Source organism: Flavobacterium sp. GSB-24, from assembly GCF_027924665.1.
Lineage (GTDB): Bacteria > Bacteroidota > Bacteroidia > Flavobacteriales > Flavobacteriaceae > Flavobacterium.
In genome coordinates this window covers 387,888-400,196 of record NZ_AP027043.1, presented here as the reverse complement: position 1 = coordinate 400,196, position 12,309 = coordinate 387,888, and the positions used below count along the sequence as shown (strand labels likewise).

The 12,309-nt window shown below is 34.2% G+C and carries 10 protein-coding genes; 6 read left to right on the top strand and 4 right to left on the bottom strand.

The window, feature by feature from the left end; genetic code table 11:
- The 4 genes from QMG60_RS01990 to QMG60_RS01975 all read right to left on the bottom strand — a co-directional run bounded on the left by QMG60_RS01990 (nucleotide 1) and on the right by QMG60_RS01975 (nucleotide 7,100).
- Nucleotides 1-636 (bottom strand): DUF5011 domain-containing protein, encoded by a 636-nt coding sequence (locus QMG60_RS01990; RefSeq protein ID WP_166669337.1) that lies wholly within the window; start codon nucleotides 634-636, stop codon nucleotides 1-3.
- Between the two features lie 13 nt (nucleotides 637-649).
- Complete coding sequence (locus tag QMG60_RS01985) at nucleotides 650-2,116, bottom strand: SusD/RagB family nutrient-binding outer membrane lipoprotein (protein ID WP_134142849.1); 1,467 nt, start codon at nucleotides 2,114-2,116, stop codon at nucleotides 650-652.
- A 16-nt stretch (nucleotides 2,117-2,132) separates the two neighbouring features.
- Complete coding sequence (locus QMG60_RS01980; RefSeq protein WP_134142851.1) at nucleotides 2,133-5,315, bottom strand: SusC/RagA family TonB-linked outer membrane protein; 3,183 nt, start codon at nucleotides 5,313-5,315, stop codon at nucleotides 2,133-2,135.
- 84 nt (nucleotides 5,316-5,399) lie between these two features.
- Complete coding sequence (locus tag QMG60_RS01975) at nucleotides 5,400-7,100, bottom strand: hypothetical protein (RefSeq protein WP_281866711.1); 1,701 nt, start codon at nucleotides 7,098-7,100, stop codon at nucleotides 5,400-5,402.
- Nucleotides 7,101-7,282: 182 nt separating this feature from the next.
- Here QMG60_RS01975 and rpsL point away from each other — a divergent pair, with 182 nt between their 5' ends.
- The 6 genes from rpsL to rplD all read left to right on the top strand — a co-directional run bounded on the left by rpsL (nucleotide 7,283) and on the right by rplD (nucleotide 12,302).
- Complete coding sequence (gene rpsL, locus QMG60_RS01970) at nucleotides 7,283-7,666, top strand: 30S ribosomal protein S12 (RefSeq protein ID WP_007136570.1); 384 nt, start codon at nucleotides 7,283-7,285, stop codon at nucleotides 7,664-7,666.
- A 24-nt stretch (nucleotides 7,667-7,690) separates the two neighbouring features.
- Entirely contained in the window at nucleotides 7,691-8,167 is a 477-nt protein-coding gene (gene rpsG / locus QMG60_RS01965; protein WP_017495022.1) for a 30S ribosomal protein S7, read from the top strand.
- 10 nt (nucleotides 8,168-8,177) lie between these two features.
- A complete protein-coding gene (fusA, locus tag QMG60_RS01960) occupies nucleotides 8,178-10,334 on the top strand; it encodes an elongation factor G (protein WP_057114923.1) in 2,157 nt (718 codons plus the stop codon).
- Between the two features lie 10 nt (nucleotides 10,335-10,344).
- Nucleotides 10,345-10,650: a 30S ribosomal protein S10 gene (rpsJ, locus tag QMG60_RS01955; protein ID WP_007803605.1), complete on the top strand. Its 306-nt coding sequence runs from the start codon at nucleotides 10,345-10,347 to the stop codon at nucleotides 10,648-10,650.
- Nucleotides 10,651-11,055: 405 nt separating this feature from the next.
- Nucleotides 11,056-11,673: a 50S ribosomal protein L3 gene (rplC, locus tag QMG60_RS01950; RefSeq protein ID WP_057114922.1), complete on the top strand. Its 618-nt coding sequence runs from the start codon at nucleotides 11,056-11,058 to the stop codon at nucleotides 11,671-11,673.
- Nucleotides 11,673-12,302: a 50S ribosomal protein L4 gene (gene rplD, locus QMG60_RS01945; protein ID WP_057114921.1), complete on the top strand. Its 630-nt coding sequence runs from the start codon at nucleotides 11,673-11,675 to the stop codon at nucleotides 12,300-12,302. The genes rplC and rplD overlap by 1 nt, the downstream gene beginning before the upstream one ends.
- Nucleotides 12,303-12,309 lie beyond the last annotated feature (7 nt).

Here is a 12,309-nt window from a genome sequence, read left to right as displayed (position 1 = left end):
TTAACGTTTGAATATTCTATCAGCAGTACCGAAGAATGCAGTAGCAGTAATTGACCATTTCCAGTTGTTCTTGTCTGTAATTGTTCCAATGTTACTTTCTGCATCAATACCTGTATCTGAAGCGTCTGCCTTGAAAGGTGCGTAAACTTGTTTGTCATCTATATTATAGAATTCCATCTTTAATACGTTTGGGTCACCTACAGTATATCCAGTTGCGTTGTCTGTAAAATAGTGTCTGTCTCCACTTCCTACTCTAGTTACATTATTAGCGTTACCGCTTCTAAAAAAAGTACCTGTTAAATCAATTGTGCTTGGTTTGTTGCTCAATACAATTACAGTACGTGTAAGTGAAGCAGGAAAGCCATCGCTATTTACTGCAGAATATCTAAGTTTGTAAACTGTAGGTTTGCTAGTATCAACTGTACCGTCAATCGTTACTGGAAGAACTTGTCCGTTAGCTTCAGCTTCTACGCCAGCTTCTGTATATGTTTCTCCTTGCGTAAGAACAACTAGTGCATCACCATTCATTGTCAAGTTAGCGTATGCAGTTACTTTTGAAACTCCATCGGTAGATTCTTCACATGAAGTTAATAATAGTCCTGAAACTACCATTAAGGATATAAATATTTTTTTCATTGTTTTAATTTTTTTAGTTAACATCCCACCATACTGGAGCAGTTATTTTTGCTAAAGCTGGAGCGTTTGGATTTCTTGTTTTTACAGTATTTGGTAAAACAATTCTTCTAGGGAATAATCCACCTGTTACATTTTCAACAGATACTCTAAATTGTCCAGGGATGTAGTCTTCATCATCTTGAGGAACAGCAGATTCTTTAGGGAAGCCTGTTCTGTTTTGCTCTAAGAAAGATTCGTAACCATTTCCAGGGAAACTAGCAATCCATTTTTGAGTGATAATAGCCTCGATTTGAGCAGCTGTTCCTGTTGCTGGAAAAGCATATTTTCCTCCAGGAGCTAAGAAAGCTGCTGGGCTTCCAACCGCTGGAATAGTAGTTGTGCCAAGTAGAGATGGGCTATTGTATTTAGCGAAATTTGCTTCAACTCCTAAATCATATTTTGCTTTTGCTCCAGCACCACCATAATATCTTGTAAGTGCTTCAGCTTGTAAAAAATAGCTTTCTTCTGCGCTTAAGAAGTAAACTGGAGTTTTTGGATAAAGAGTTACTAATGAAAGTCCAGTCGCAGCATTTTCAAAATCACCTTGGTTATTTGGATTTCCTGGCCCATAATATTTATTTAAACGAGGGTCTAAATTTGACTGTAAATAAGTATATAAAGTTTTACTAGCTCTAAGGTTTAGAGTTGTGTTCAACTGTCTTCTGTCAGTTTCATATAATGGGTTACTTCTGTCTGCAGCATCTTCAAATTGAGTCATTGCGGCATCAACATCCAAGAATTGAGCACCAGAATTAATTAAGGTAGTAATTCCTGATTGAGCTAAAGCAGGATCAACTTGCGTTAATCTCAAATGTAATTTTAATAATAAAGTATTACCAAATTTCGTCCAGTTTTCCATGTTACCATTGAAAATGAAATCGTCTTTTGCTGGTGCCGTACCTACTGAAGAGCTTAGATTCTTTGATAATGCTAATTTTAAATCGTCTATCATCAAAGTATAAACTTCTTTTCCAGTATTGAATTTAGGTTGCAAAATACTTGCATTATTTGCTTCAGCATAAGGAATAGCATCATATAAGTCAGTCATTACTTGAGAAGCTTCTACTTCAAGTACAGTTGCAATTAAGTAATAATTCCAATTTCCTTCTTTTTCAGCTTGTGCTTTTACAACTCTAATGTCATTTAAAGCATCAAACATTGCAGTGTAGCCTGTTTGGTAATCATTGGTTCCAATACTATATTGATCAATGTCTTTGTATTGATTCGAAGTAGTGTTTTGTGTCCAAAATTGAGACCAGAATCCGCCAATAAGTGCGTAGTATGATCCTTGCGCACCTGCTAGACCTGCAATACCTGCAGGTAAAATAGTGCTATTAGCTTGTCCAGGAGGTAAAGAATCTGGATCTCTATTAATGTCAAATGTTTCATCACATGACACTAATAAGAAAAGTGCTGCTATTATTGTTGTTATTTTTTTCATTTTTCTATATATTATTTTAGAATGATAATTTTAAAACTCCACCTACTGATCTTTGTGATGGGTTAGATGCAAATTCTCCAAAATCAGAGATTACGCCTGTACCGTAAGTTCCAGTTTCAGGATCTGTATATGGGTTTGCTCCTGGAGTCCACATGAAAAGGTTTCTTGCGTAAACTCCAAGTGAAATTTTGTTTAATCCCATATTTTTAGTAACTGAAGAAGGGAAGTCATAATTAAAATTAATCTCTCTTAATCTAACAAAAGTTTTGTCAATTACGTGAGTTTTTTCAATACCAGGGTTGTTTGTAGTATTGTAGAAATTAGTAACAGTTTCGAATGTAAGCGGAGTTGTGTTTTCAGTATAAGTAACATTTCCTGCTGCATCTACATTTTCGTTAACTGAGTTAGGAACGATAAATGGGTTTCTATCATTATAAGTAGTTTCGATACCATTTCCTACGAAATGAGAAAGTCTTTTAGTATAGGAATAGAATTCTCCACCTTGTTTCCAGTCTAATGAGAAAGCTAAGTTAAAGTTTTTGTACTTGAAAGTATTTTGTAATCCCATTACGAAATCACGTTGTGAATTTCCAATTTTTTCAATATCGTCACTTACTTCGTACATACCAGTTGATGCATTTACAATATATTGTCCAGCTGCATTTGTTTTTGGAACTTGAGAATAGAAAGTACCGATTGGCTCTCCTTTAGTTGCTCTAAAAGTTACACCATAAGCACTTGTTAAATCAACATAAGAATTTCCTCCAGTTAATTCAGTAACCTCATTAAGGTTTTTAGTGAATGTATAAGTTAGGTTCCAAGAGAAATCCTTGTTTTTAATTGGGCTACCAGTTACAGAAAGCTCAATACCTTTGTTTACCACGTCTCCAGCATTAATAGCTTTAATTGTGTAACCTGTAGAAGGATCTAAAGGTAAGTTTACAATTACATCAGAAGTTGTTTTGTGATATAATGCGATATCATAACTAATTCTGTTTTTGAAGAAAGATCCCTCAGCTCCAACTTCATACTCTACAGTACTTTCTGGTTTTAAATCAGGATTTCCAAGTCTTCCAGAAGCTTCGAAGAAACTTACTCCTCCAAGTGGAGATGCTAGTATACCAAAGTTTGCAGCTGCAGAACCTGAAATATAAGAATCTTCAGTTACATATGGTGAAGTGTCATTTGCAATTTTAGATGCAGCACCTCTTAATTTTAAGAAAGTACTTCCGTTGTCAATTACAATTGCACCAAGTGATAAAGATGGGTAGAAATATGCGTTATTACTAGTTGGTAAAGTAGAAGTTTTATCTTCTCTTCCTGTAATAGTAGCAAAATATCTGTTCTTGAAAGCAAATTCAGCAGAAGCATAAACTGCACCAGTTCTTCTTAATGAGTTTGATTGTGTAATTACTGGTCTAAGAGCTGAGTTCGAAAGCTCGTAGAAACCTGGAATTCCTAAGTTAGTAACAGTATTGAATAATTGGTCAGATTCTCTTTTGTTGTAGTTCAAACCTCCCAAAAGATTTAATGTCCAGTCTTCGCCTAAGTTTGTGTTATAGTTTATGTTGAAGAAAGTATCGAATTCGCTGAATTCTGATCTTCCTTCTGTAACTCCTCCAACTACTGGGTTAGCACCAGCTACAGCCTGAGGAGTACCTGGAAGGTAATCTACGATCGCTCCGTAGCTTTTAAGTCTTTCAGTTCTATAGTTACCACCAATTTGCCATGTAGCTGTAATCTTATCAGTTAATTTATAACTTAAGTTAATGTTACCAAAAAGGTTGTTTCCAAATATTTTTGTGCTGTTCTCGTTAATTGAGAAATATGGGTTTGCAGCATAAGGAGTGAAATAATAATCTGGAGTATTAAAAGGATTATTTTTGTAATCTTTTAAATCTACAATACTTATATCACGTGGGATTTGTAATAAATCTTGTTGTAAAGTTGAACCTTGACCAGCATCATCACCTTGTCCTGTATTAATAGCGCTTTGGTTTTTGTATACATAATTAATAGAAGTTCTTAAAGTGAATTTTTTTCCTTTTAATCCTCCATTAAATCCTAATGATTGTTTTTGGTATAAGTCAGCATCAGTTGGAACAACTCCATCACTGTTTACATTTGAGAATACTAAAGAGAAATCTGAAGTATCACCGCCTCCACTAAGAGTTGCAGATTGTGTAGACAATACACCAGTGTTGTAGAAGTCTCTTACGTTATCCTTTAAAGCAACATAAGGCTTAAGTTGTTGAGTATTTTCATATATAGTTCCCCATGGTCTAACTTCTCCATTAAATGCAGGTCCCCAAGAACCATTCTCATTACTGTAAGTGTTAGCTCCTGAATAACCTTCTCCGCTCCATCCTTGTCCAAATTGGTTTTGCAAATGAGGAACTCTAGCTACTTCACTAAATTCTGTTGAAGCTAATAAGTCAACTTTAATTCCAGAGTTTGCTTTTCCTTTTTTAGTTGTAATGATAATTACACCACCACCAGCTCTTGAACCGTATAAAGCAGATGCTGCTGCTCCTTTAAGAACTGTCATACTCTCGATATTGTTCGGGTCAATGTCACTAATACCATTTCCAGCATCATAAGATCTTGTCGTAGTAGTAGTTCCAGTAGCGCTGTTGTTGATAGGTGTTCCATCAACTACATAAAGAGGACCATTGTTTCCTGTAATCGTGTTCAAACCACGAATAACTACTTTTGTAGAAGCTCCTGGTTGAGATGGAGCAGTAATATCAACCCCTGCAATTTTACCAGAAAGTGTCTCGAATGGGTTTGTGTTAACTACTTGAGTAAGCGCGTCTGCTTTTAAAGTTGTAGTTGCGTAACCAAGAGATTTTTTCTCTCTTTTGATACCGAAAGCTGTTACAACTACGCCTTCAAGTTCTTGAGCTCCTGCATCTGCTAGTTTTACATTTACAGTAGAAGAACTTGCTGCTACTTCTTGAGTTTTCATCCCAATGTAGCTAAATACCAAAATTTGGCTTGGTGATACTTTGATCGAAAATTTACCATCAAAGTCAGTTTGTGTTCCCGTTTTAGTTCCTTTAACTAATACACTAACACCCGGTAAAGGCATTCCTGCATTGTCAGAAACTGTCCCAGAAACAGCTCTTTCTTGCGCAAATGATAATTGCGCAACTAGTACTAGTAAAAGTACTAAGAATCCATTGAACTTTAGTTTCATTTTTAAATATTTTGAATTAGTATCGCAAAACTCTTAATAATTTGTTAACTTTCCTAATAAAAAAAATATTTTTTTCGTTAAACATCAAAATTTAACATTATAACATATGTTTATGATAGTGTTATATAATTGCAAATCCGAAGTTTTTTCTGCTCCATTCGTAAGGTTTATTTTTAATATCCCACTTGTTGTTTGTATACTAACGCCAATGCCAATTCCTATTAATTTTTTTAATTGATTTTTATTCGAATTGCTCGTTAAGTCTTGGTATAAGGCATAATCGATGATTGAGTTTATGTAGAAGCTTTGTGATAATAAATATCTATATTCTGTAAGAATCATTGAAGTGTAGTTAGCTTGAAGGCTATTTTCTAAAAAACCTCGAATAGAATTCATTCCTCCAAATCGAAATAATTCATTTGAAATATAGTTTTGACTCTTTAAGATATAATTTTGTGAATTTATGTTAATGAAATTTTTAGGATTGAGTTCAAAATTGTACTTAAAGTTTATGTTTGCAAAGAGCTGGTTGCTTATGCCTGCTGTTTGAGGATTGTTGTTGGTTGTTCGTTTTCCAAACCCAAGTGCGGTGTTGATAAATGTTTTATTTATGAATATAGGATTTCGAAAGTCTGCCTTTTGAAAGTCAAATGTAACTGTGGTAAACGAGTTGTTAAAATCGCTTATTGTTGAGTTGTTGGTGTTTTGAATATCACTAGATTCTGTGGATTGATATCCAATGTATAATTTTGAATTGTAATTCAAATAATATCCAAGATTGATATCTGTTTTGGTATTTTGAAAAGTGCTGTCTTGTTTGAATATGTTCAGTTGAGCTTTTATGCCTATTGGAGATTTAAATAAATATGGGATTTCGAGTTTGGTGTTAAAGGTTTTTTGTTGATTACCGTCACTCTTCCAATAAAGTGAAAATTTTTCCCCAGCCCGAAGTGTGTTAATTAATGATATGTCTAAATATCCATTTAGAACTAATTTTTTGTTTTCGTCATTTGAAAAGCCGATGTATCCATCGAAAGTATTTGCTTTTCGTTTTTCAATGTATGCGTAGACTTTAGTTGAGTCTTTTGTGAAAAGTATTTCTGGATATTTTGTTTGAGAAATAAATTCAAAGCTGTTGATATCGGCATGGATTTTTTTTATTATTTCTTGGTTGAAAGTTCTGTTGATATATTTCTTGTTTAATTGTTTTAATGCTCCTTTTGGGAAATAATCTTTAGAATTGAGATTTGTGTAATTTAGGATAATTGAATTTAAGGTTCTTTTTTTTTCAGAATCGAAATTTAGGTCAGCATAAATTATGGAATTCTTTTTCTTAATGTTTTCCAGTTTTATCTTTGTAAAAGCAAAACCTGCTTTTTCATTGTTTAAGATTTCTTGATTTAAAAAATTTTCTAGTTCTGAATAAGGGATAAACATGCTGTCTTTTGCTGTTTTTTTTGACTCGGAAAAAAAAGAGTTTATACCTATATATATATGTACTTCTTTTATCTTGTTTTTTAGATCGATTGTAGAGGTAAAAGTGCTGTCATTTATTTTGTAGGTTTCTAGTTTTTTAGAATCGGTATATCCCTGTTTTGTTAGTTCTTTTGAAACCAATTCGATTTCGTTATAAAGAGATTTTAAATTAGAGTGCTTTTTTGCGTATGGAATGGAGTCAATTGTTTGATTTTGTTTCTTATCAATTCCATTTATATTCAAATAAAAAGATTGTGCGAAACAACTTGAAGTAAAAAGAAAAAGAAGTATGTGTGTTAATTGTTTCAAATGCAATTGTTTTGTTGATTAAATGTAAAGCAAATATCTAATGTTTCTTTGTGAAATCATAGATATAAATAATGTTGTTGAAAATTAATGATTTAACGTTTGTATAGTGAAAAATATTTTATACATTTGCAACCCCGTAAAAAGCGGGAATTTAATAAACATAATAATTTTTAGTATTAATTATGCCAACAATTCAACAATTAGTAAGAACAGGAAGAACTCAGATAACTAAGAAGAGTAAATCGGTTGCTTTAGATTCTTGTCCTCAAAGAAGAGGGGTTTGTACGCGTGTTTACACTACTACACCAAAAAAACCAAACTCTGCAATGCGTAAAGTTGCGCGTGTACGTTTGACAAATGGTAATGAGGTGAATGCTTACATTCCTGGAGAAGGACACAATCTACAAGAGCACTCGATAGTATTAGTTAGAGGCGGAAGGGTAAAAGATTTACCAGGTGTTAGATATCATATCGTTCGTGGAGCGCTTGATACGTCAGGTGTTGCGGGAAGAACGCAAAGAAGATCTAAGTACGGTGCTAAACGCCCAAAAGAAGCAAAAAAGTAATTTAAAAACTTTTAAGAAAAAGACATGAGAAAAAGAGCGGCAAAGAAAAGACCACTTTTACCAGATCCAAGGTTTAACGACCAATTAGTAACGCGTTTTGTGAATAACTTAATGTGGGATGGTAAGAAATCTACAGCTTTTAAAGTATTTTATGATGCTATTGATATCATTGAATCTAAAAAGCAAAATGATGAGAAGACTTCATTAGAGATCTGGAAAGATGCTTTAACAAACGTTATGCCTCACGTAGAAGTACGTAGCCGTAGAGTTGGTGGAGCTACATTTCAAATCCCAATGCAAATTCGTCCAGACAGAAAAATTTCTATGGCAATGAAGTGGTTAATACTTTATTCAAGAAGAAGAAATGAAAAATCTATGGCACAACGTTTAGCTTCAGAATGTTTAGCTGCTGCTAAAGAAGAAGGTGCTGCAGTTAAGAAAAGAATGGATACTCACAAAATGGCAGAAGCTAATAAAGCATTCTCTCACTTTAGATTTTAATTCGTAAGAAATGGCTAGAGATTTAAAATATACAAGAAATATCGGGATTGCTGCTCACATTGATGCTGGTAAAACAACAACTACTGAGCGTATTCTTTTTTACACTGGAAAGTCGCATAAAATTGGTGAGGTGCACGATGGTGCTGCAACAATGGACTGGATGGCGCAAGAGCAAGAAAGAGGTATTACAATTACTTCTGCAGCTACAACTTGTACTTGGAATTTTCCAACTGAGCAAGGTAAGGCTCTTCCAGAATCATTGCCTTATCACTTTAATATTATTGATACTCCTGGGCACGTTGACTTTACTGTAGAGGTAAACCGTTCTCTACGTGTACTTGATGGATTAGTTTTCCTATTTAGTGCTGTTGATGGTGTTGAGCCTCAATCAGAAACTAACTGGAGACTTGCTGATCAATATAGAGTTCCTCGTATGGGATTCGTAAATAAAATGGACCGTCAAGGTGCTAACTTTTTAGCTGTATGCGGACAGGTTAAAGATATGTTGAAATCGAATGCGGTTGCAATTACTTTGCCTATTGGTGATGAAGCAGATTTTAAAGGTATTGTTGACTTAGTGAAAAATCAAGCTATCGTATGGCATGATGAGACTCAAGGAGCTACTTTTGATATCGTTGACATCCCTGCTGATATGGTTGACGATGTAAAACACTACCGTTCTATCCTTATCGAAGAGATTGCTACTTATGATGAGAATCTTTTGGATAAATACATGGAAGATGAAAACTCTATTACAGAGGAAGAAATCAACAATGCATTAAGAGCTGCTACAATTGATATGGCGATCATTCCAATGCTTGCAGGTTCTTCTTTTAAAAATAAAGGAGTTCAATTTATGTTAGATGCTGTTTGTAAGTATTTACCATCTCCATTAGATAAAGAAGGTATCGAAGGTATTCACCCTGATGATGCTGAATTATTAGAAGAAGATCAAACTAAAATCTTGCGTAAGCCAGATGTAAAAGAGCCGTTTGCTGCTTTAGCGTTTAAAATTGCTACTGACCCATTCGTAGGTCGTTTAGCTTTCTTCCGTGCTTACTCTGGTCGTTTAGATGCTGGTTCTTATGTTTTAAATACTCGTTCAGGTAATAAAGAGAGAATCTCTCGTATTTACCAAATGCACGCTAATAAGCAAAATCCAATCGAATATATTGAGGCTGGAGATATTGGTGCGGCTGTAGGATTTAAAGATATAAAAACTGGAGATACTTTGTGTGATGAAAAGAATCCAATTATTTTGGAATCTATGAAATTCCCAGAGCCAGTAATTGGTATCGCTATTGAGCCTAAAACTAAAGCTGACGTTGATAAAATGGGTATGGCTTTGGCGAAATTAGCTGAAGAGGATCCGACATTTACAGTTAGAACAGATGAAGCTTCAGGTCAAACTATTATTTCTGGTATGGGTGAGCTTCACTTAGATATCTTAGTTGATCGTATGAAACGTGAGTTTAAAGTTGAAGTGAACCAAGGTGAGCCTCAAGTTGAATATAAAGAAGCGTTTACAAGATCTGCTCAACATAGAGAAACTTACAAGAAACAATCTGGAGGTCGTGGTAAATTCGGTGATATCGTATTTAGAATCGAGCCTGCTGATGAAGTTGATGGTAAAGTTCCTGTAGGATTACAGTTTGTTAATGAAGTAAAAGGTGGTAACGTTCCTAAGGAGTATATTCCTGCTGTTGAGAAAGGTTTCCGTGAGGCTATGAAAACAGGTCCATTAGCTGGATATGCTGTTGATAGTTTGAAAGTAACTTTGTTAGATGGATCTTTCCACCCCGTGGATTCTGATGCTCTTTCTTTTGAATTAGCGGCAAGAATGGGTTATAAAGAGTCAGGACGTGCTGCTGGAGCTGTTATTCTTGAGCCAATCATGAAAATTGAAGTTATTACTCCAGAAGAAAATATGGGTGATATCGTTGGTGACTTGAACCGTCGTAGAGGTCAAGTTAATGATATGGGTGATAGAAATGGTGCTAAAACTATTAAAGCTGATGTTCCTTTGTCAGAAATGTTTGGATATGTAACTACATTAAGAACATTATCTTCTGGTAGAGCTACTTCAACAATGGAGTTTTCTCACTATGCAGAAACACCTTCTAATATTTCAGAAGAGGTAATCAAAAAAGCAAAAGGTAACGCTTAATTTTAAGAAAATGAGTCAAAAAATCAGAATAAAACTAAAATCTTACGATCACATGTTGGTAGATAAATCTGCTGAAAAGATCGTAAAAACAGTAAAAACTACTGGAGCAGTTGTAACAGGTCCAATTCCGTTGCCAACTCACAAAAAACTTTTCACTGTATTACGTTCTCCGCACGTTAACAAAAAAGCGAGAGAGCAATTTGAAGTAATGTCATACAAGAGATTGATTGATATTTATTCATCTTCATCTAAAACTATTGATGCTTTAATGAAACTTGAATTGCCAAGTGGGGTTGAAGTAGAGATAAAAGTATAATTTTTTTATTATATTTTATATATAAAAAGCGAGGCATTTCTGTCTCGCTTTTTTTGTTTTACTTTTTAGGTTTTGAAATTTGGATGCTTTCTTTTTTGTTGGCTTTTCGATTTATTGCTTTGCGTAATTCTCTTTGTTTTAGGGTGCTGGCGTTGTTTTGTATTTTTCTTTTATTAATTAATTGTTAAGTGCTGTTTTGATTATTATTAAAATAAAGGCTTGGAATTTTGGGCAAGAAAAAATCTCTTATATGATTCATTTGATGCTTGGATTTTGATTATGAGCGATTTAATTTTTGTAACCGTTTGGTATATTCAATTTTAATGTCTACTTTTGCACTCCCTGTTTGGAAATTTCTGTTATTTTCAAATTGAAGGGAATTTTAGTAATTAATAATTAATATTTATGTCTGGGTTAATTGGTAAGAAAATCGGCATGACTAGTATTTTTGACGAAAACGGGAAAAACATTCCTTGTACAGTAATCGAAGCTGGTCCATGTGTTGTTACCCAAGTCAGAACCAAAGGTGTTGACGGGTACGAAGCGTTGCAACTAGGTTTCGATGACAAAAACGAGAAACATTCTACTAAAGCGGCTTTAGGTCACTTTAAAAAAGCTGGAACTGTTGCTAAGAAAAAAGTCGTTGAATTCCAAGATTTCGCAACCGAACAAAAATTGGGAGATCTTATTGATGTTTCTATTTTTGAAGAAGGAGAATTTGTAGATGTACAAGGTGTGTCTAAAGGTAAAGGTTTCCAAGGTGTTGTTAAACGTCACGGTTTTGGTGGTGTTGGACAAGCTACTCACGGTCAACACAACCGTTTAAGAGCGCCAGGTTCTGTAGGAGCTTCTTCTTATCCATCTAGAGTATTCAAAGGAATGCGTATGGCTGGAAGAATGGGAGGAGAAAATGTAAAAGTTCAAAACCTTAGAGTTTTAAAAGTGGTTGCTGAAAAGAACTTACTTGTTATTAAAGGATGTGTTCCTGGACATAAAAACTCTTATGTAATCATTCAGAAGTAATGGAAGTAAAAGTATTAGATTTCAACGGAAAAGATACTGGTAGAAAAGTTCAACTTTCTGATTCAGTATTCGCAATTGAACCAAACAATCACGCTGTATATCTTGATGTTAAGCAATATCTTGCTAATCAAAGACAAGGTACTCACAAGGCTAAGGAAAGAGCTGAAGTAACTGGAAGTACACGTAAAATTAAAAAACAAAAAGGAACTGGTACTGCTCGTGCAGGAAGTGTTAAGAATCCTTTGTTTAAAGGTGGTGGAACAGTTTTCGGACCAAGACCAAGAAGTTATTCATTTAAATTGAATAAAGGCTTAAAAAGATTGGCTAGAAAATCAGCTTTCTCAATCAAAGCAAAAGAATCAAACATTGTTGTTCTTGAAGACTTTAATTTTGAAGCGCCAAACACTAAAAATTTCATTAACGTTTTGAAAGCTTTAGGGTTAGAAAATAAAAAATCTCTATTTGTGTTGGGTGAGTCAAATAAAAATGTATATTTGTCGTCACGCAATTTAAAGGCTTCAAGTGTCGTAACTAGCTCAGAATTAAGCACTTACGCAATATTAAACGCTAATAATTTAGTGCTTTTGGAAGGTTCTTTAGAGTTAATTGAAGAAAATTTAAGTAAATAATAGGAAT